Genomic DNA, 20330 nt, shown 5'->3' with positions numbered 1-20330 from the left:
AAAAAACGATGGAAACAAAGAAAAAAGGATTTCCAATAGCATTTTGGCTGTGCGCAGGCACAGAGATATTCGAACGTCTGTCATACTATTTGGGACGTTCATTGATTTTGATATTTGTAACTGCAACAGTTGCAACAGGAGGACTTGGACTCTCAGATACGGTGGCGGCGAACATGCAGTCCAATCTGACAGCATTCTCTTATTTATTGCCACTTTTTGGTGCAGTAATTGTTGACAGATATGTTGGAGCAAAATACACAACTCCGCTTGGTATGGTAATTGCAGGTGTTGGATATTTTATGGGTGGAATTGCAACCAGCGCTACGGGTGTTTATCTTATGATTTTCTTCGTCAGCCTTGGACTTGCGCTATTCAAGAATGGAGCGATTATCGGACGTGTTATTACGGATAAGGCTCAGATGGACCCGGCATTCTCTATGCGTTATACCCTGGTTAATGTGGGTGCGTTCATCGGAACATTCTTAGTAGGTATTCTGTATAAGGATGTATTTGCCAAAGGTGAAGTACTTGGATTCGCACCATGCTTTAAGTTGGCTGGTCTGGTGATGGTGCTTGGCGCTCTCTGGTATGTCTTCGTGTGCTGGCCGCGTCTTGGTGAGGTTGGAAAACTTCCATTTAAGAAGACTCTGACGAAGGAAGAACTTGAGGCGGAAGCGAAGAAGAAAGAAGAAAAAGGCAAGAAACAGCCTATGACAACTATTGAGAAGAAACGTATCGGAGCGATTCTGATTGCATCTCTGTTCTCAATCGTATTCTGGATCTTCTGGTATCTGGGATATATGCCGGTATACTTCTATTGGGCAGAGAATATGAACTGGGTAGTTGCAGGTTATGAAGTACCATCTACATGGTTTGATGCTGCGAACTCCTTCTTCTGTGTTGTATTGGGACCGATTACCGCTGCATTGTGGAAGAAACTGGCGGCAAGACCGCAGGGAGACATGAGCCTGTTCCGCAAGACAGGTCTTGGCATCGCAATCATTGGTGTTGGATATCTCTTCTACGCTGTAATCGATATTGTGCGTGGCGGCGAGAAGGCAAGCGTGTTGTGGCTGATCATATTTGCATTCCTTCTGACACTTGGCGAGATGTTCTTCTCTCCACTTGGTCACTCCTTCATCAGTAAGTATTCACCAAGCCGTTATCTGGCATTGATGATGTCTATGTGGGGATTTGCGACATTCATCGCTGCAAAGAGTTATGGTCCTGTATATGGAATCTTATTCGGCGGAAATATCGAATTCAAAGTTGCTTGTATCGGAGTAGCAATTGTGTCCTTCGTGGCAGCAGTAATCATGATTGCTTTGGATAAGAGATTAGCGGCATTGGTAGATTAAGAAGAGAATAATAAGTATCTGACTTTGGGAGGCTATATATGAAGGTATGTGAGAGGATCGTAAGATTACGTGAATTAATGAAAGAACATGAGATAGATGTCTATGTGGTTCCGACTGCTGACTTCCATCAGAGCGAATATGTTGGAGAACATTTTAAAGCAAGAAAGTTTATTACAGGCTTTTCGGGCTCTGCAGGGACGGCAGTGATCACAATGACGGAAGCACGCCTGTGGACGGACGGAAGATACTTTATCCAGGCGGCAGCACAGTTGGAAGGGTCAACGGTAGAACTGATGAAGATGGGTGAACCGGGAGTACCTGAACTGACGGCATATCTTAAGGATGTTATTCCGGAGAACGGTGTGCTGGGATTCGATGGACGTGTCGTGGCTATGGGAGAAGGCCAGGAATACGAGAAGATAGCAACTGGGAAGAATGCAGGCGTTAAATATGGTTATGACTTAATTGATCAAGTGTGGGAAGATCGCCCGGTATTATCAGAAGAACCGGCATTTGCTCTGGATATCCAGTATACAGGGGAAGCAACAGAGAGCAAGTTAAAGAGAATCCGCGAATTCATGAAGGAATGCGGCGCAACAGCACATGTAGTTACAACGCTGGATGATATCTGCTGGACATTGAATATGCGTGGAAATGATATTGAATTCTTCCCACTGGTGCTTTCTTATGCGTTGATTACGATGGATGGGGTACATCTGTATATCAATGAAGCAAAATTAAGCACAGAAATGAAACAGGCATTTGCAGCAGACGGTGTTCTTCTTCATCCTTATAATGATATTTATGAAGATATTAAGAACTTAGGAGATGAAGAAGTACTGCTGATTGATCCATCAAAATTAAATTATGCTCTTTACAGCAATATTCCGGAACATGTGAAGAAAGTAGAGAAGCAGAATCCGGAGATACTGTTTAAAGCGATGAAGAATCCGGTGGAGATTGAGAATATCCGTAAAGCGCAGATTAAGGACAGTGTGGCACATGTTAGATTCATGAAGTGGCTGAAAGAAAATGTTGGAAAGATGAAGATTACGGAGATGAGTGCATCTGATAAGTTAGATGAATTCCGTGAAGAGCTGGGGAATTTCATCCGTCCAAGTTTCGAGCCAATCTCATCTTTCGGGGAACATTGTGCGCTCTGCCATTACACGTCTTCACCTGAGACGGATGTAGAGTTAAAGGAGGGTAATCTCTTCCTTACGGATACAGGTGCCGGATTCTATGAAGGGTCTACTGATGTGACCAGAACTTATGCCTTGGGGGAAGTTCCGCAGATCATGAAGGACCATTTTACACTGGTAGCAATCAGTAATCTTCAGCTTGCAAGTGCGAAGTTTTTAGAGGGCTGTAACGGTATGAATCTGGATATTCTGGCAAGAAAACCATTCTGGGATCGGGGAATCAACTTTAATCATGGAACCGGTCATGGCGTGGGATATCTGCTGAATATCCACGAAAGCCCGACAGGATTCCGGTGGAGATACAGAGCGGGCGAGACCCACCAGTTTGAAGAGGGTATGGTAATTACAGATGAGCCGGGTATCTATATTGAAGGTTCCCATGGTGTGCGTCTGGAGAATGAACTGCTGGTATGTAAAGGGGAGAAGAATGAATATGGACAATTCATGTATTTCGAACCGATTACCTATATCCCGATGGATCTGGATGCATTGAATCCGGATATGATGTCCGCGGAAGACAAAAAATTGTTGAATGATTATCACAAATTGGTTTATGAGAAGGTTGCTCCTCATCTGAATGAGGAAGAACAGAATTGGCTAAGACAATATACCAGAGAAATTTAATTTCTCACGTTTGAATTCTACCCTTCAGTGAGATGTGCTCCTCCTGTGGCAGGCAGTGGATATGACAATCTGCTGAGTGCTGCAGGAGGAGTATGTCTTTGTTCTTGTAAGGAAGATTAGAGTAAGGTGTGTCAATACATTAGATATGGAGGTAATAGACGGATGAATAAGAAGAATAAGGGGAGGATACTCAAGGAATACACAATATTGACGCTGATAACGACTGTGCTGGTATTCGCTGACTATGTGTTCAAATTCCCGAATCATTTTACGTTTGGCGGTGTATCAGGTTTTTCTGTTCTTTTAAGCGGTATGTTCGGGGGAACAGCGAATACATATGCATTCGTTATTAATATTGTTCTATTGATTGTTGGTTTCATCGTACTGGGGAAAGAATTCGGTGTAAAGTCGGTGTATGTAAGTCTTCTTTGCAGTGCGGAACTGGAGGCAGTACAATACCTCTTCCCGTTCGAGGGACCGCTTACAGATCAGCCGCTTCTGGAACTTGTATTTGCATTCTTACTTGCGGCAGCTTGCTCAGCAGTATTCTTCAATATGGATGCGTCTAGCGGCGGAACGGACATTATTGCTTTGATTCTGAAGAAATATACGAGTATTCAGATCGGAAAGGCTCTCTTGATCACAGATTTTTGCGTGGTGATTCTTTCATTCTGGGTATATGGAGCGACGATCGGATTGTTCTCTATGACAGGTTTCCTGGCGAAATCATTCTTCGTTGATACGGTGATTGAGAGTCTGAATCTGTGCAAATATTTTACAATCGTATCGGAGAATCCGCAGCCGATCTGTGATTTTATCCATAAGGAACTGAATCACAGTGCGACGGTATATCATGCTGAAGGATCTTATTCCCACAAGGATAAGACGGTGATACTGACGGTGGTGAACAGAGGACAGGCTGTGAAACTTCGGAATTTCGTTCATGGAATAGACGGGCAGGCGTTTATGATGATTACGAACAGCAGCGAGATTATAGGAAATGGATTCCGGGGTGGCAATTAGCAGGAGATTGGTTTTTAAAGGAGTATGATTCATGAAAGCAAAGATAACTATGAGAGAATTTTTCTTAATGCTGGCAGGTATGTTCCTGATGTCTGCTGCTGTGTATTATGAGATGATGCCCAATGATCTGGTGCTTGGGAGTCTGTCGGGGCTTGTGATGGTTCTGGCGAATTTTATTCCGCTTAAGATATCGACGTTGACATTCATCTTGAATCTGTTGCTTCTGGTTGTCGGATATGTGTTCATCGGGAAGGAATTCGGTGTGAAGACGGTGCTGGCATCTCTGATGCTTCCAATGTATCTTAGAATCTTCGAGATCTTAACGCCGAATGTAGAATCTCTGTCAGGAAATCTGGTGATTGATCTGGTTTGTTTTATGGTGGTGATCAGTGCCGGGCAGGCGGTCTTATTTAACATGAATGCATCTTCCGGCGGGATTGATATTGTTGCGAAACTTCTGAATAAATATCTGGGGCTTAAGATGGGAAAGAGTATCACGGTTGTGGGGTTCCTGATCTCTTTCATGTCGATTCTGGTCTATGACAGGCAGACGATGGTGATCAGCCTGGTGGGAACATTCATCTATGGAATTGTATTGGATCAGTTCTGTGATGGATTCCGGATTCGTAAGAGAGTCTGTATACTTTCTAAGAAACATAAGGAGATTCAGGAATACATTGTAAGAGAACTGCACAGGGGAGCGACTCTGTATCTGGCATATGGAGGGCTTGATCATGCGGAGCACATGGAGATAGAGACGATTCTTGAGAAGAGTGAATATGGGAAATTATTGTCTTTCATTCATCAGGTTGATCCGACTGCATTCGTGACGGTTAGTACGGTGAATGAAGTGATAGGGGAATGGAATAGTAGAAAAGGTGTAATTTGATTTATATAGAAAGAGATGTTATCACATTTTTTGTTTAACGATACCTAGATGTGCGCCCCTTGCCGCAGGCAGTGATTATGTACTGACTGTGGCAAGGGGCGTATGTCTTTGGAATGCTATTAGATTGTTTATGTTTGTGATTAAGAGTTACTTTTGTTTGTATCCGTCAAGGAATTCTCCCATGCGTCTGACTGCATCTCCCAGCATATGTGCTTCCGGAAGCATTACGATTCGGAAGTGATCCGGCTCGCTCCAGTCGAATCCGCTTCCTGGCACAAGTAGGATATTCGTAGCATATAGCAGGTCGTGGGCGAATTGCTTGTCATTCGTGATGTTGAATTTTTTTACATCCAGTTTTGGGAAAATATAAAAGGCGCTGTTGTTCTTCACGAATGAGATTCCGTTAATCTTCTCCAGTTTCCGAACGGTTGCTTCTCGCTGTTCGTAGATCCTTCCTCCCGGACGTACCATAGATGCAGGTGTCTCCATATCCTCAAGTGCTGCCGGAATTACGATCTGTGCGAGCGTGTTGGCACAAAGCCGCATAGAGGTCAACTGGATAATTCCCTGTCTGTAATCTTCTGTCAGATGTCTTGGACCGCTGATCACCATCCATCCGCAGCGGTAGCCGCAGAGGCAGTGGGATTTGGACAATCCGTTCAGTGTGATGATCGGCAGATCTTCAGCAAGAGATGCGAGAGAAGTGTGGATAAGCCCGTCCATGACCAGGCGGTCGTAGATCTCATCTGCGAAGATCAAAAGTCCGGCTTCTCTTGCAACCTTAGTTAGTTCCATCAGTATCTCTTTGGAATATAGTACACCTGTTGGATTGTTCGGATTGATGATTACCATGGCTTTGGTTCTTGGTGTGATCTTGGAGCGGATATCCTGAATATCCGGGTACCAGCCTGCTTTCTCATCACAGGTGTAGAATACTGGCTTTCCTCCGGCAAGATATACGGAGTTGCCCCAGAGTGAATAACTTGGAGAAGGTACAAGCACCTCGTCTCCATCATTTAATAATGGCATTAGTGCAAATGATACTACTTCGCTGACGCCGTTACCGATGAATACATCATCCGGGGTAATCTCTTTGATTCCTTTGGTCTTCTCATATTCACAGATGGCTGTTCTTGCTTTCGGCATGCCTTTGAAATCACAGTATCCTACTCCATCTTGGATATGTTGGTTCAAAGCATTTTCGATACTCTTCGGAAGACCGAAGCCGAATGACGCAGGATTGCCTGTGTTAAGTTTCAGCACATTGATGCCCTGCTCCTGCATCTTCATTGCCTCCATGAATAATGGTCCTCTGATATCAGAGTGTACGTTTTGCATTCTGTCTGCTCTCATTATCTTTTCCATATCTTTTTCCCCGCTTTGTCGTAGTAGTTCATTCCAATTCAATCCCCAAATTTGTGAACTGGAATGTATTTCCTTATTTGCCTTAATCATACTCTGGTGATATAATATATTCAAATATCTATAATAGTATATTAGTTATATTGATTTGACTATAATATTAAATTACAAGGTGTTAACCTGAGGAGTCGCGTATGTTTACCTGGAAGAAATATGTTTATGAAGTGTATCGGGAGAAGAGTTTTTCAAAAGCCGCACAGAATCTCTACATCAGCCAGCCATCTTTAAGCGCGCGGATTAAGAAGGTAGAGGAGCGCATCGGGGTGCCGCTGTTCGACAGAAGCACAAGCCCGCTTCAACTTACGGAGGTGGGGAAAGCCTATATCGAAGCGGCGGAGGAGATATTCCAGATCGAGCAGCGGGTGGAGAATTATATTAATAACTTGACGACGCTTAAGACAGGGCATCTGGCGGTCGGTGCGAGTACCCTTTTCGCGGCGTATGTCCTCCCGTCTTTGATTACCCGGTTCAATCAGAAGTTCCCGGATGTACATATCCAGCTGATTGAGGGGAATACGACGCAGTTGGAGGAGATGCTCAGTAATAACTCGCTGGATTTTGTCATCGATAATTATCACTATGATAGTATCATGTATAATAAAGAATTGTATTGTAAAGAGAATATTCTTCTTGCGGTGCCGAAGCATTTTGAAGTCCATGAGCATCTGAAGGTGTATCAGTTGTCCTATCACAATATTAAGAATCGAAGTTATCTGAATAAATTATATCCGGCGGTTCCGCTGAGTGAATTCGCTGAGATTCCGTTCATTATGCTGACTCCGGGGAATGATACGCGTATTCGTGGGGATCGGTTATGCAAGGAGGCGGGATTCCATCCGAATATTATTCTGGAATTCAATCAGCAGTCTACGGCATATATGGCATCTTCAACTCAGTTGGGGGCAACATTTATCAGTGATATACTGGTGAGCCAGCTGCCATCTTTTGAGAGTCTTGTGTATTATAAGCTGGATGGGGAAGATGCGAAGAGAGAGGTATTTTTCTATTATAAGAATCATAAGTATAAGACGCGGGTTATGGAGGAATTCATTGGTATGATGCATGAACTATGATGCAAGGTACAGCCTGGATTGCGCTTTGAAGGAATGTTTGATAGAGTTATAGTTAACAGATAACTGCTTGGATAATATAAGAAACTATCTGCGTTTTGGGAAATATATTATTTAACCCTTATCCTCATTTACTTCAGATAAACTGCCTGAGTCGGGATGAATTCCCATATATTGGCAGAAGATATAAAAGTAGAACATAGAAGCAATAGAACAGCGTGTTGAATCAGAACAGAAGTATCCTTATGAGGATGCAGCACTAAAGATAGCGGCTCAGTATTTTGGAGAGGAGTTCCTGCCATATTTGGGGGTAAAAGAAAAACTAAGATATATTGCGCCAACGGAAAGCGTACATTTAGAAGTCAGGAGAATGTATCAGGATTTTAATTATGTACTGGAAGATGGTCTGTGGCTGCATTTGGAATTTGAAAGTGATAGCATTAAGACAGAAGATATGCGGCGGTTCCGGGAGTATGAGGCTACAACGAGCAGAACATATAAAGTAGATATAACTACTTATGTTATATGCTCGTCTACAGTGAAAAATCCGCTTACGGAATTGAAAACAGGAATCAGCACTTATAGAATTCGTGTTATTCGCTTAAAAGATAAAAATGCAGATCAGATTTTTGAACGACTGTTTCAGAAGCAAAAAAGAAAAATTACTTTAGATAAGGCTGATTTAATGGAAGCTGTATTAACGCCATTAATGTCAGGAAAGTCTTCGGAAAAAGAGAGGATTCTCAATATTAGCAGACTTCTCAAGAATGAAGAGGATAGTGTATCCAGAGATGAGATGGAAAAACTGCAGGCAGTCATGTATGCGCTTGCAGTAAAGTTTCTGACAAAAGTGGAATTAAGAGAGGTGAAGGAGGTATTGAAGATGACGATATTAGGAGAGATGCTTCGAGAGGATGCGTTGATGGAGGGAAGAGCAGAGGGAAGAGCAGAAGGAAGACAGCAGACCATTATCATGCAGGTTTGTAAAAAATTGAAGAAAGGTAAGAATGTGGAGCAGATTGCAGAGGCTTTGGAAGAAGAGGTTTCTTATATTGAACGTATTTATCAGGTGGCTCAGAAATATGCTCCAGATTATGATGAAGAAAAGGTATATAAAGAGATATTGGGGGAAAATAGATAAGGTTGTGAATGGGTGGATTCAAAGATTTTTTTGTTGACAACGGATATATTTTCATGTATATTGGGTAACAATAAGAGGGAGTAACTTGCGCCTGAGGATGGTTATACGGGCGTTTGCGATGTCGTCAGTACGATGAGCGATCATCCGTATCGTAATGAAATGGTGAGACTTTTATTGCATAAATAATATTATGCAATAGGGGTCTCTTTTTTAATCTCTATTGCGTGAAAAGAGAGGAGAATAAGATGTTAACAAGCAAACAGGCTAGGATCAATCAGGAAAAGTATGGATTCAATGAGTTGGTAGAAGGAAAGAAGAAGAGTACCTTGCAGATATTCCTGGAGCAATTCAAGGATTTTCTCGTTATTATCCTGATTATTGCGGCAATTATCTCTGGATTCTTAGGGGATGCGGAGAGTGCAATCGTCATCTTCGTGGTGATTACGATGAATGCGATTCTTGGAACGGTTCAGACGGTGAAGGCGGAGCAGTCGCTGAATAGTCTGAAGCAGTTATCGGCGCCGGAGGCGAAGGTGATCCGGGATGGCAAGATGATGCAGATACCGTCCCGTGAGGTTACGATCGGGGACGAAGTGATCGTTGAAGCAGGAGATTGTGTTCCGGCAGATGGGAAACTTCTGGATTGTGCGAGCCTTAAAGTGGATGAGAGTGCATTGACCGGTGAGAGCCTGTCGGTGGAGAAATCGCTGGATGAGGTGATGAAAGGAGCGGCTCTTGGAGATCAGACAAATCGGGTGTTTTCCGGAAGTTTTGTTACTTATGGCAGAGGAACTTATGAGGTGACTACGATTGGGATGGACACGGAAGTTGGTAAGATTGCAAGGCTTCTTAAGACAACTTTGGAGAAGAGAACACCGCTTCAGATCAATCTGGATGAGTTCGGGAAAAAACTGTCGATGATTATACTGGTGTTCTGTGGAATCTTATTTGCAATCAATATTTTGCGGGGCGGTTCGGCTATCGATGCATTTTTATTCGCTGTAGCGCTTGCAGTGGCTGCGATTCCGGAAGCGCTTAGTTCTATCGTGACGATCGTGTTGTCGTTTGGCACCCAGAAGATGGCGAAAGAACATGCGATTATTCGTAAATTACAGGCAGTAGAAGGGCTTGGAAGTGTGTCTGTTATTTGCTCGGATAAGACGGGAACCCTGACGCAGAATAAGATGACGGTGGAAGATTATTATGTGGATGGGAGAAGGATTGCTGCAGATGAGGTCTGTCTTGAGGATAAGAATCAGCAGTTGCTTCTAAGATACAGCGTGCTTTGTAATGATTCTACGAATGCAGATGGACAGGAGATTGGTGATCCGACGGAGACGGCGCTGATTAATCTGGGGCAGAAGTTTGGGATTGCGGCAGAAGATGTAAGGAATCGGTATCCGCGTCTGTCTGAGATTCCTTTTGACAGTGACAGAAAGTTGATGTCTACTGCACATATGATGGGGGATGTATCGTGTAGTCAGGTTGAAGGGCAGGAAGAGCAGTATGTTGTGGTCGTAAAAGGAGCCGTGGATGTGCTGCTGCATCGTATGACTCATATCAGAATTGGCGATACTGTAAGGGAGATTCGTGAAGAGGACCGGATGCAGATTGAGCGGCAGAATTTGGAGTTCTCAAGAGATGGACTGCGTGTCCTTGCATTTGCCTATAAGGTGATGGAAGAGGAGCGGGAACTGACGCTGGAAGATGAGAAGGAACTTACATTCTTAGGTTTGATCGCGATGATGGACCCGCCGAGGGAGGAATCCAAAGCGGCGGTTGCGGAGTGTATCAAGGCAGGAATTAAGCCGATTATGATTACCGGAGACCATAAAGTGACGGCGGCAGCGATTGCGAAGAGGATTGGCATTCTGAAGGATGAGTCGGAGGCCTGTGAAGGTGCTGTGATTGAAGACATGTCGGACCTTGAACTTCAGGACTTCGTAGAAGGGATATCCGTCTATGCGAGGGTGTCTCCGGAGCATAAGATAAGAATTGTGCGTGCATGGCAGGAGAAGGGCAACATCGTGGCAATGACGGGAGACGGAGTGAATGATGCACCGGCGCTTAAGCAGGCGAATATTGGAGTAGCGATGGGAATTACCGGAAGCGAGGTATCCAAGGATGCTGCGGCTATGGTGCTGACGGATGATAACTTTGCTACGATTATTAAGGCTGTGGAAAATGGACGGAATATCTATCAGAATATTAAGAATGCAATACAGTTCTTGTTATCTGGTAATTTTGCTGGTATTCTGACAGTATTATTTGCATCTCTGGCAGGGCTTCCTGTGCCATTCGAGCCGGTGCATCTGTTGTTCATCAATCTTCTGACGGATAGCCTTCCGGCAATTGCGTTAGGGCTGGAGCCGCATACTGCGGAAGTTATGAAGCAAAAGCCTAGACCGATGAATGAGTCGATTCTGACGAAGGAGTATCTGCTCAGTATCGGAACCGAAGGATTGAGCATTGGAATTATGACGGTAGCTGCGTTCTTGATTGGCTTACGGAGCGGGAATGCGGTATTGGCAAGTACCCTTGCATTTGGCACCTTGTGTACCAGCCGTCTGGTACATGGATTCAACTGTAAGTCCAACAAGCCGGTTATATTTACGAAGAGATTCTTCAATAATGTGTATCTGATCGGAGCATTCCTTGTGGGGTTGGTTCTGATTACATGTGTACTGATATTGCCGGGGCTTCAGGGAATCTTTAAGGTGGTTAGTCTGGATATGGGGCAGTTGTTTACTGTGTATGGGTTGGCGCTTTTGAATCTTCCGGTGGTACAGGTAATGAAGTGGATGAGGAGTCGGTGGATGTAAGTTGTATATAATTGTTATGATTGTTTAGAAAATTGTAATAAGGGACAGGGCAAATTCAATTGGGGACGGGGGTTTTTTCAATTTCCCCCGTCCCCAATTGAAAGAAGGAGGTTTTTAGATGGAATTAAGTCAGGAAACTGTTAAACGAATCAGGGGGCTGATCCTATTCGCAGCGCTTGTCATGGCGTGTCTGTGGAAATATGATGTGGTGATTCGCGTATTGGGATTCGTGCTGCATGTGATATTCCCATTTATCTTGGGTGGAGCGATTGCGTTCATACTTAATGTGCCGATGAATTTCGTACAGCGGCATCTTTTTAAAGAGGAGAGAGTGGAGAAGAGTAAGGTTATGAAGAAACTCGCCAGACCAGTGAGTATGCTGATTGTACTTTTTGGTGTGATCGGTGTTGTAGCGTTGGTTATGTTCGGGCTGATTCCGCAGTTGGGAAATACATTCGCTAATCTAGGGAACAGTATCCAGGCTTTCCTTCCGAAGGTTCAGGAGTGGGCAAGAACGATGTTCCATGATAATAAAGAGGTTATGAAGTGGGTGAATAGTCTGGAATTCGACTGGAATAAGATTATGGACGCCGGCATTAATTTCTTTAAAAATGGCGCTGGCAGTGTGTTGGATTCTACGATTACTGCGGCTAAGAATATTGTAAGCGGACTTACTACCTTCTTTATCGCATTCGCGTTCTCCATCTATATTCTGATGCAGAAGGAGAAATTAAATATTCAGGCAAAGAAGGTATTATTCGCATTCGTGAGAAAGGGAAGAGCGGAGGCAGCTCTGGAAGTATTCTCCCTGACATATAACACCTTCTCAAGTTTTCTGACGGGACAGTGCGTAGAAGCGATTATACTTGGAAGTATGTTCGTTGTGACAATGACGATCCTAAGACTGCCATATGCGTTGTTGGTGGGAATCGTAATTGCCTTCACAGCCTTGATTCCAATCTTCGGAGCTTTCATTGGCTGCGCTGTAGGAACATTCCTTATATTCATGGTAGATCCGGTCAAGGCGCTAGTCTTCGTTATCCTGTTTCTGATCCTGCAGCAGATTGAGGGAAATATGATCTATCCTCATGTAGTCGGCAACTCCGTCGGTCTCCCCTCGATCTGGGTCCTCGCAGCCGTCAGCGTTGGCGGCAGCCTGATGGGCGTAGTAGGAATGCTGATCTTCATACCAATCGTATCCGTAATATATGCCCTCTTCCGCGAAGTGGTATACTTAAAATTAAAACAACGTAAGATAAATCCAGAAGATATAACATAACGAAGATCTGTTCCCAAAATGTAAGGGTCTGAGCCAGGAGGCACGTTTGCCGACTGGTTCAGACCCTTACATTTTGATGAACTAGTTGAGTGAGAGTGAAGCTTTGGAGCATCTTACCTACTATCCTGACTTCAGTCATCACTACCTAAATTTCCTTAATAATTCTCCACTTTCCTTTCAAAATAAGCCTTCGGATGCGCACAAACCGGACACACCTCCGGAGCCTCTTCTCCCATATAGATATATCCGCAGTTTCCGCATTTCCATCCCAGAGGGGCTTCCCCCTTAAAAGTGGTTCCAGCCTGGAAACTCTCCAGTAACTTGCGGTAACGTCTTTCGTGTGCAGCTTCTACTTCAGCAACACCTTCGAACTTCTTGGCAAGATCTTCGAATCCTTCTTCTCTTGCTTCTTTGGCCATGCGTTTATACATGTCTGTCCATTCGTAGTTCTCGCCCTCGGCAGCGTCAGTTAAATTCTCAGCAACATCACCGATTCCGTGGAATTCCTTGAACCACATCTTAGCGTGTTCTTTCTCCTGATTAGCGGTCTCTTCAAAGATGTTAGCCATCTGAACGAATCCGGCTTTTTTAGCAGCAGAAGCATAGAAAGTATACTTGTTGCGTGCTTCAGATTCCCCTGCGAATGCGTCCATAAGGTTCTTTTCTGTTTTTGTTCCTGCGTATTTTGACATACCAAATTCCTCCTAATATATAAGTGTAGGGTTTGTTTTATGATATTTGTAATATGTGAAAGGTAAAAAATAGGGTGCAACTTTTGCTACACCCAATAATTCTGAATCTTAGCCAAAGTATCTCTTTAACAGACCTTCGAATGCTTTTCCGTGACGAGCCTCGTCTCTAGCCATCTCGTGTACTGTATCATGGATAGCATCAAGGTTAGCAGCTTTAGCACGTTTTGCAAGATCGAACTTGCCTGCTGTTGCGCCGTTCTCAGCGTCAACTCTCATCTCAAGGTTCTTCTTTGTGCTGTCTGTTACAACTTCACCAAGTAACTCTGCGAATTTAGCAGCATGCTCAGCTTCTTCGTAAGCAGCTTTCTCCCAGTATAATCCAATCTCCGGATATCCTTCTCTGTGAGCAACTCTAGCCATTGCAAGGTACATACCAACTTCTGAACATTCTCCTTCGAAGTTAGCTCTTAAGTCTGCAAGGATGTCCTCGCTTACTCCCTTAGCTACACCAACAACGTGCTCTGCAGCCCATTCTCTCTCGCCTGTCTGCTCTTTGAACTTATCAGCGCCAACGCCGCAAACTGGACATTTCTCAGGTGCTGCTTCTCCTTCATAAACATAACCACATACTGTACATACGAATTTTTTCATAGTCATTTTCTCCTTTTCTTATTTAAATTTTATTGTTTTTAATATTAGTAATTGTTACTGATATTAATTTACCATAGTTATTGATAATTGTCAATCGTTATTTTAACCCTTTTTCTGATTTTTTACCAGCACATTCTTCACAGGTTCCATAGAATAATGTAGTATGGGATTCGATCGTCCCACCAAAGTGCCGATTGGCAAGTTCATTGATGGACTTAATATGTTCTTCGTCCAGTTCCAGATCAAAGATCTTACCACAGGATCTGCATACAACATGGTAATGCGGCTCGGTCCGCCCATCGAATCGGTCGCCCCCGTCTGGAGTGGAGATCTTGACAGCCTCTCCCATATCTGCTAGTAGATTCAGATTGCGGTATACCGTGCCAAGGCTGATATTGGGAAATTCTTCCTTAACATGCAGGTATACAGTATCGGCAGTAGGATGTTCCATGGTGCTAGACAGGTATTCTTTAATAGAAGCGCGCTGTCTGCTGTATTTTAAATTTGCCATTTGTATCCTCCTCTCGATAATAATAATGATTATTATAATTAGTATAAAATAGAGAAATCCATCTGTCAACGAATAATTTTAAAATGTAACAATTTGTAATAAATTAATTTGAATAAAATGTATTATTTTCTCGTATCCCCATATAATATGACGAAAGAAATGTTATTAAATAGCCTTGACATGAGGTGTATACGTGATATAATTACAACGTAACATATGTAACAATTCTGTAACATTTACAAAAGATAAGAAAACATAAAGGAGGGAGTTTATGGATTCTATTCTTAAAAAAGGATTGTTCCTGGTTACTATTACAGGTGCCATTACAGCATTTCCTGATACGGCATATGCTTCGGATACAGCAACTGTTAACGATATGCCACAGGTGGGAATCGAAGAAGTGCTGAATGACTGCTACCTGTCAGATAAGGAGATTGAGGTAGAAGATTATCTTGTACCGACGCAGAAGGGTGAGTATTTAGATATGGCGTTTGCCAATGTCCAGTCGTTTCTTTATATAAGAAGTGAACCGACAACGGACAGTGAGTGGGTTGGAAAACTATATCCTGATTATGCCGCGAAGATTATCGGTCCGGTGGGAGAGTGGACGAAGATTCAGTCCGGAGAGGTAACAGGCTATGTTTATTCCGATTACATTATTATAGGAAATAACGCAGAGCAGAAGGCGCAGGATATGGTGCGGAATTCCGAGGCTGCTGATTCTGAAGAGGTATTTACCTATGCCGAATCCAAAGAAGAGGAAGAAGCAAGGCTTGCAAAGGAAGCGAAGGAAGCGGAAGCAAGGGCTCAGGAAGAAGCCGCTGCAAAGGCAGGAACAGGACAGGCCATTGTAGATTATGCGTGCCAGTTCATCGGCAACCCCTATGTGTGGGGTGGGACAAGCCTGACGAATGGTGCGGATTGTTCGGGATTCGTTCAGTCAGTATTCGCACATTTTGGCATCAGTCTTCCACGTACGACATGGGATATGGAGAATGTGGGAACTCCGGTCAGTTACGATCAGGCGATCGCGGGAGACATTATCCTGTACGATGGACACGTAGGAATCTATATGGGAGATGGTCAGATTGTCAATGCAATCAACAGTGCGAAAGGAATCGGGATTCTGCCAGCCACTTACACGAATATTATTACAGTTAGAAGATTAATCTAAAATATACAGAATATTGTGATAAATCAAAAGTCCCGGGAAAAACATCCTGGGACTTCTGTACGTCTGCAGAAAATGTAGACTCGATATACAAATTGTACAAAAATGTAAAAATATGTAAAATTTTGGAAATTTGAATTATCCAAGTTATCCACATTAAAATAGGCGAAAAAGGTGGAAAAATCGAAGTTTTCAAAAATTTATCCACATTATCCACATCAAAACGGGTGAATTTGGGGGATTACTCGGGGTAAATAAAAGAACGAATGTTTTGTGAAGTTATCATAAAAATGAAGTTTTGTCGAAAAAAAACGAAAAAGAGGTTGACTTTTAAGTAGTCAAATATTAAGAATAAATTTGCTGAAAATGTTTACACAATGATAAAAAGCGACTATAATGGAAACACTGAAGAGAAAAGGAGGTGTCATGATGGCACAGGTTTCTAAAGATATGACATTTGGCGAACTGTTGGGAACATATTATGAGAAATGCCCGAAGATCGTTGAAGTTCTTATGGAAGCAGGAATGGGTTGTATTGGATGTCCACATTCTCAGATGGAATCTATCGAGCAGGGTGCTATGGGACATGGTATTGACCCGGACTTATTAGTTGAGAAACTCAATGCAACAATTAATGCAGCATTGAATGCATAAAAAGAATAAGCATGTAAAAAGAAGCTTTGACGGACAAGCGCCTCAAAGCTTCTTTTCATAATACATGTTAGATTGCTGCTAATTCCTGTACTGCATTAGAAGATACAAGCGTCTCGCAGTGCTCTTCTAAGAATGCCAGCGTAGCGCCGGAAGACACTTCCAAAGAACCGTATTCTGACAGCATATTGCAGATGCGGTTAAAATCATTGGTCGTGTGGTCTGACTGTGTTAATGCCAGTATATAGATGTCCTCGCCAGTGTCTTTGTACAGGGTGTTGGAACCATTGTACATCGTGCCAAGCAGACGTGCTGCTTTAAGGACGCTGTTCATGGTTGCAAATGAAAACAGGCGTAATGCTGCTTTTGGTGCCTCCGCCGGGGGCTCTTCTTTACTGCGTTCTGATACGGCCGTATTGCCTAACTTTTCTTTCATCTTACCCAGTAAGTCCAGTAATGTATCTGCACCGTCCAATTTGTTCGGAATATCTTTCGCTATGGAATCCCATTCCGTGCCTGTGGATGGCGCAAATTTTGAAAAACGGGTGTCGAGTTCTTCCGGGTCCTCGACTTTAGTAATTATCAGCACGATGGAATCGGCAGAGGCAGGGATTGCTTCTATCATCAGAGGTATATCATCTGCTTCGAATCCGAATTCAAAGGCTGCTTGTTGCATCATATCGCGGAAAAGTGATTTGGCTTTTTCGGTTCCATAAGCTAGTTCGCTTAGTTGAAGATGGCGGGCAGCGAGATCGGCGCGTGTTAAGGTGCAGCGGATCTGATTGTCGTTAAGTTTTTCAATCTTCATATCTATCACTTCCTTCTAGTGTAGTATAGCATAGAAAACGGCGGATGTTCAATAAAATTAGTATAAATTCAAAAAGTGCTTGCGTTCGGAAATGCTATCGGATATAATGACGTTACTGGAAGATAGTTTTCCCTGATAACTACGTTCTTAGAACAAAGGAGGGAGAATTTCTTAATATTATATTCATTTTCTAATTCATTTCTAAGATAAAGGGTAGAGCAATCTATCAGAGAACAATTAATAACGAATCAATCATGAATCAGTAACAATCAACAGTAATCAAGAAGTCGTCGTTTCCGGCGCATATTTCACAGGTATTTATGAAAAAGAAAAGTATAAAAACATGGTAATACCGGGACTATCTTCTATATTTTTTCAGTTGTGGCATATATGATTACATGTATCACAGCATCTCCTTATATCATTATATGCAATCACAGCCGTAGTTATCATCCGGTATGAGAAGGAGGATGAGACGTGGGGGATGATATTGATTTAAAGAAAATGTTCAAAGAACTGACAACATATGAGAAACAGCGGGTAGACCTGAAGATGGATGGTCTCCCGGCAAGCCCCATGCAGATTGTCCAGGCGCACATTGTGCGGGAAGGTACAGGATATATGAGGGATTATGTACTGAATGATAAAGGCGATATAAAAGAACTGTGGTTCAACAGTATAGAAGGAAACTAACAACCAGAGACTGCGAATACCCCGCAAAAATCAATAAAATGTCGAAATAAATAATGACGTGTCTTAAGGCTTTTGGTATAATGGTCTAATAGGAGGTGCAGCATGGAAGATAAAGAAAAGAAAAGCCGCACAACTTCGGACCGTTTGGATGGGACGGAGTCCGTAAGACAGTATTCTCAAGGGCAGGGATCTGTAAAACAGCGTCCTCAAGGACAAAGATCTATAAAGCAGCGCTCTCAGGGACAAGATTCCGAAAGGCGGCGTTCTCAGGGACAAGACTCTATGAGACAGCGTTCTCAGAGCCGGGATTCTGTAAGGCAGCGTTCTAAGGGACGGGATTCCATGAGACAGCGCTCTCAGAGTCAGGAGTTCATAAGACAGCAGGCACAGGGACCGGAAGCGAAGAGGCAGCGGTCTCAGAATTCAGTGTCCAGAAGATCGCAGTTGACACAGGATATGGAGTCCGGCAGGCAGCAGGCGCGTCCAAGTGGCAGCAGGAAACAGCCGGTGAGAAAGAAGCAGTCCAGGAGAAGAAGAAAGAGAAATCTTGGAATTAAGATATTCCTTGTGATTATATTGGCAATAGCAGCAGTTGTAGCAGCATTTTTGTGGAAAAGATACAGTCCTTCCGAAGAAAAATATGATTTGAATAAATATTATGGGATTGAACAGGAAGGACAGCTTGCGATTACCGTGGATAATCAGGTGGTAGAGCCGCATGGTATGATTGCAGATGGAAAGGCATATATCCAGTATGACATCGTAAGGAATTATATTAACAGCCGGTTCTACTGGGATCCGAATGAGAACATCCTTTTATATACGCTTCCAAACGATACGGTATCCGTTGGAGTAGGAAGCAAGGATTATAATGTGTCGAAGGAAAAGAAGAGTGAAGACTACGTCATATTAAAAACGGAAGGAAGTACAGCATATATCGCATTAGATTTTATTCAGCAGTATACGAATATCGAGTATGAACTGTATGATGACCCAAGCCGTGTGATGATTGTGACCGATTGGGGAGAGACGACTGTAGCAACAGTGAAGAGAGATACCCAGGTACGTTATCAGGGCGGTGTAAAGAGTCCGGTACTCACGGAGATCAGTAAGAAAGATGAAGTTACGATCGTAGAGAGTGAGGAGAACTGGAAGAAGGTTCGTACAAAAGATGGATTCATTGGATATGTTAAGAATAGCGCGCTGAAGAAAGAAGAGACAAAGAACATATCCAGAGACTTCGAAGAACAGCAGTTTACCAATATATCCAAAGACTATACGATCAACATGGCATGGCACAACGTGACCAACAATGATGCCAATAGCGGCGTGCTGCAGAGAATTGCAGAGAGCAAGGGTCTTACGACGATTGCGCCAACATGGTTCCATGTACAGGATACGGACGGCAATCTTCAGTCGATTGCTTCAGCGGATTATGTTAACTATGCACATCAGTCTAATATAGAAGTATGGGCTGCGGTGCGGGATTTTGACGGAGGCATTAATTCTTATGAGGAGACTTATGAGATGCTCCGTTATACATCTAAGAGAGAGAATCTTATTAATCAGTTGATATCCGAAGTATTGCGTGTCGGAATCGACGGTATTAATGTGGATTTTGAAAAGGTATCAGATGAATGCGGCGAGCATTATATACAGTTCATCCGTGAATTGTCTGTAAGATGCCGGCAGAATGGAATCGTCCTGTCAGTGGATAATTATGTTCCGAAGGGCTATAATATGCAGTATGACCGCAAGGAGCAGGGAATCGTAGCGGACTACGTAGTGATTATGGGATATGATGAATACTATGCAGGTTCACCGCAGGCAGGTCCTGTTTCGTCATATAATTATGTAAAAGAAGGCATTGAAGAAACGTTAAAAGAGGTTCCTGCTGAGAAGGTAATTAGCGGAATTCCGTTCTTTACAAGGTTGTGGGAAGAGACTCCGAAGACTGAAGAGGAATTAGCAAGTCAGGCTGGAACTGAAGAAGCAGAATACACGATGAATGTGAACAGCCAGGCGCTTGATATGGCAAGTGCACAGGCGAAACTGGCAGAGGCAGGCGTGCAGACTACATGGGATGAGACGATAAAGCAGAACTATGCAACCTGGACCGTGGAGAATACGACTTATGAGATTTGGCTTGAAGATGAGCAGTCCATAGAACCAAAACTGCAGTTGATGAAAGAGAATAAACTTGCAGGTACGGCAGCATGGGCATTAGGACAGGAGAATGCAGAAATCTGGAATCTAATCTTAAAATACGTGAATTAAATCACATATAAAATACCTCTTGCAGTCATATAGTTAGATATATAGA

Annotated in this window: 17 protein-coding genes; 12 read left to right on the top strand and 5 right to left on the bottom strand. The window is 43.2% G+C overall.

The window, feature by feature from the left end; genetic code table 11:
• The first annotated feature begins 8 nt into the window (after positions 1-8).
• The 4 genes from ACQRBN_RS12710 to ACQRBN_RS12695 all read left to right on the top strand — a co-directional run bounded on the left by ACQRBN_RS12710 (position 9) and on the right by ACQRBN_RS12695 (position 5096).
• Positions 9-1358 (top strand): peptide MFS transporter, encoded by a 1350-nt coding sequence (locus ACQRBN_RS12710; RefSeq protein WP_427739375.1) that lies wholly within the window; start codon positions 9-11, stop codon positions 1356-1358.
• A gap of 38 nt (positions 1359-1396) precedes the next feature.
• On the top strand, positions 1397-3184 hold the full coding sequence (locus ACQRBN_RS12705) for an aminopeptidase P family N-terminal domain-containing protein (RefSeq protein WP_427739374.1): 1788 nt from the start codon (positions 1397-1399) through the stop codon (positions 3182-3184).
• 162 nt (positions 3185-3346) lie between these two features.
• Positions 3347-4207, top strand: a complete 861-nt coding sequence (locus ACQRBN_RS12700) for a YitT family protein (RefSeq protein ID WP_427739373.1) — start codon at positions 3347-3349, stop codon at positions 4205-4207.
• Positions 4208-4238: 31 nt separating this feature from the next.
• Positions 4239-5096, top strand: coding sequence for a YitT family protein (locus tag ACQRBN_RS12695; protein ID WP_427739372.1), 858 nt, complete (start codon positions 4239-4241; stop codon positions 5094-5096).
• Between the two features lie 147 nt (positions 5097-5243).
• Here the strand turns inward: ACQRBN_RS12695 and ACQRBN_RS12690 are convergent, their stop codons facing one another.
• The gene (locus ACQRBN_RS12690; protein WP_427739371.1) at positions 5244-6461 is read right to left on the bottom strand and encodes an aminotransferase class I/II-fold pyridoxal phosphate-dependent enzyme; all 1218 of its coding nucleotides are present in this window, start codon (positions 6459-6461) and stop codon (positions 5244-5246) included.
• A gap of 191 nt (positions 6462-6652) precedes the next feature.
• On the opposite strand from ACQRBN_RS12690, the gene ACQRBN_RS12685 reads away from it, so the two are divergent.
• From ACQRBN_RS12685 to ACQRBN_RS12670, 4 genes are all read left to right on the top strand, one after another.
• Positions 6653-7591, top strand: coding sequence for a LysR family transcriptional regulator (locus ACQRBN_RS12685; RefSeq protein WP_427739370.1), 939 nt, complete (start codon positions 6653-6655; stop codon positions 7589-7591).
• Positions 7592-7892: 301 nt separating this feature from the next.
• Positions 7893-8729 carry a hypothetical protein gene (locus tag ACQRBN_RS12680; protein ID WP_427739369.1) on the top strand — a complete coding sequence of 279 codons (837 nt, stop codon included), beginning with the start codon at positions 7893-7895 and terminating at the stop codon, positions 8727-8729.
• A 245-nt stretch (positions 8730-8974) separates the two neighbouring features.
• Positions 8975-11551: a cation-translocating P-type ATPase gene (locus ACQRBN_RS12675; RefSeq protein WP_427739368.1), complete on the top strand. Its 2577-nt coding sequence runs from the start codon at positions 8975-8977 to the stop codon at positions 11549-11551.
• Positions 11552-11669: 118 nt separating this feature from the next.
• Positions 11670-12830 (top strand): AI-2E family transporter, encoded by a 1161-nt coding sequence (locus ACQRBN_RS12670; protein WP_427739367.1) that lies wholly within the window; start codon positions 11670-11672, stop codon positions 12828-12830.
• A gap of 155 nt (positions 12831-12985) precedes the next feature.
• On the opposite strand, the gene rbr is transcribed toward ACQRBN_RS12670, so the two are convergent.
• The 3 genes from rbr to ACQRBN_RS12655 form a co-directional block, all read right to left on the bottom strand.
• A complete protein-coding gene (gene rbr, locus ACQRBN_RS12665) occupies positions 12986-13522 on the bottom strand; it encodes a rubrerythrin (protein ID WP_427739366.1) in 537 nt (178 codons plus the stop codon).
• 108 nt (positions 13523-13630) lie between these two features.
• Complete coding sequence (locus tag ACQRBN_RS12660) at positions 13631-14173, bottom strand: NADH peroxidase (RefSeq protein ID WP_427739365.1); 543 nt, start codon at positions 14171-14173, stop codon at positions 13631-13633.
• Between the two features lie 97 nt (positions 14174-14270).
• Positions 14271-14684, bottom strand: coding sequence for a Fur family transcriptional regulator (locus tag ACQRBN_RS12655; RefSeq protein WP_427739364.1), 414 nt, complete (start codon positions 14682-14684; stop codon positions 14271-14273).
• A gap of 271 nt (positions 14685-14955) precedes the next feature.
• On the opposite strand from ACQRBN_RS12655, the gene ACQRBN_RS12650 reads away from it, so the two are divergent.
• Both ACQRBN_RS12650 and ACQRBN_RS12645 read left to right on the top strand, forming a co-directional pair.
• Positions 14956-15858, top strand: coding sequence for an NlpC/P60 family protein (locus ACQRBN_RS12650; protein ID WP_427739363.1), 903 nt, complete (start codon positions 14956-14958; stop codon positions 15856-15858).
• A gap of 426 nt (positions 15859-16284) precedes the next feature.
• Positions 16285-16509, top strand: a complete 225-nt coding sequence (locus ACQRBN_RS12645; protein WP_427739384.1) for a DUF1858 domain-containing protein — start codon at positions 16285-16287, stop codon at positions 16507-16509.
• Positions 16510-16576: 67 nt separating this feature from the next.
• Here the strand turns inward: ACQRBN_RS12645 and ACQRBN_RS12640 are convergent, their stop codons facing one another.
• Complete coding sequence (locus tag ACQRBN_RS12640; protein WP_427739362.1) at positions 16577-17314, bottom strand: adaptor protein MecA; 738 nt, start codon at positions 17312-17314, stop codon at positions 16577-16579.
• A gap of 477 nt (positions 17315-17791) precedes the next feature.
• Here ACQRBN_RS12640 and ACQRBN_RS12635 point away from each other — a divergent pair, with 477 nt between their 5' ends.
• Both ACQRBN_RS12635 and ACQRBN_RS12630 read left to right on the top strand, forming a co-directional pair.
• Complete coding sequence (locus tag ACQRBN_RS12635; protein ID WP_427739361.1) at positions 17792-18007, top strand: hypothetical protein; 216 nt, start codon at positions 17792-17794, stop codon at positions 18005-18007.
• Positions 18008-18109: 102 nt separating this feature from the next.
• Positions 18110-20284 (top strand): glycosyl hydrolase family 18 protein, encoded by a 2175-nt coding sequence (locus tag ACQRBN_RS12630; RefSeq protein WP_427739360.1) that lies wholly within the window; start codon positions 18110-18112, stop codon positions 20282-20284.
• Positions 20285-20330 lie beyond the last annotated feature (46 nt).

The organism is Bariatricus sp. SGI.154 (assembly GCF_050313795.1).
Taxonomy (GTDB): domain Bacteria; phylum Bacillota; class Clostridia; order Lachnospirales; family Lachnospiraceae; genus CAMBRQ01.
The sequence above is the reverse complement of the archived record's forward strand: the minus strand, read 5'-3'. Positions and strand labels throughout refer to the sequence as shown.

Bases quoted from the DNA above. Each gene is read 5' to 3' on its own strand.
- rbr (WP_427739366.1), bottom strand. From the start codon at position 13,522: ATGTCAAAATACGCAGGAACAAAAACAGAAAAGAACCTTATGGACGCA.
- ACQRBN_RS12675 (WP_427739368.1), top strand. From the start codon at position 8,975: ATGTTAACAAGCAAACAGGCTAGGATCAATCAGGAAAAGTATGGATTC.
- ACQRBN_RS12695 (WP_427739372.1), top strand. From the start codon at position 4,239: ATGAAAGCAAAGATAACTATGAGAGAATTTTTCTTAATGCTGGCAGGT.
- ACQRBN_RS12670 (WP_427739367.1), top strand. From the start codon at position 11,670: ATGGAATTAAGTCAGGAAACTGTTAAACGAATCAGGGGGCTGATCCTA.
- ACQRBN_RS12630 (WP_427739360.1), top strand. From the start codon at position 18,110: ATGGAAGATAAAGAAAAGAAAAGCCGCACAACTTCGGACCGTTTGGAT.
- ACQRBN_RS12685 (WP_427739370.1), top strand. From the start codon at position 6,653: ATGTTTACCTGGAAGAAATATGTTTATGAAGTGTATCGGGAGAAGAGT.
- ACQRBN_RS12650 (WP_427739363.1), top strand. From the start codon at position 14,956: ATGGATTCTATTCTTAAAAAAGGATTGTTCCTGGTTACTATTACAGGT.
- ACQRBN_RS12710 (WP_427739375.1), top strand. From the start codon at position 9: ATGGAAACAAAGAAAAAAGGATTTCCAATAGCATTTTGGCTGTGCGCA.
- ACQRBN_RS12690 (WP_427739371.1), bottom strand. From the start codon at position 6,461: ATGGAAAAGATAATGAGAGCAGACAGAATGCAAAACGTACACTCTGAT.
- ACQRBN_RS12660 (WP_427739365.1), bottom strand. From the start codon at position 14,173: ATGAAAAAATTCGTATGTACAGTATGTGGTTATGTTTATGAAGGAGAA.
- ACQRBN_RS12655 (WP_427739364.1), bottom strand. From the start codon at position 14,684: ATGGCAAATTTAAAATACAGCAGACAGCGCGCTTCTATTAAAGAATAC.
- ACQRBN_RS12705 (WP_427739374.1), top strand. From the start codon at position 1,397: ATGAAGGTATGTGAGAGGATCGTAAGATTACGTGAATTAATGAAAGAA.
- ACQRBN_RS12640 (WP_427739362.1), bottom strand. From the start codon at position 17,314: ATGAAGATTGAAAAACTTAACGACAATCAGATCCGCTGCACCTTAACA.
- ACQRBN_RS12700 (WP_427739373.1), top strand. From the start codon at position 3,347: ATGAATAAGAAGAATAAGGGGAGGATACTCAAGGAATACACAATATTG.
- ACQRBN_RS12645 (WP_427739384.1), top strand. From the start codon at position 16,285: ATGGCACAGGTTTCTAAAGATATGACATTTGGCGAACTGTTGGGAACA.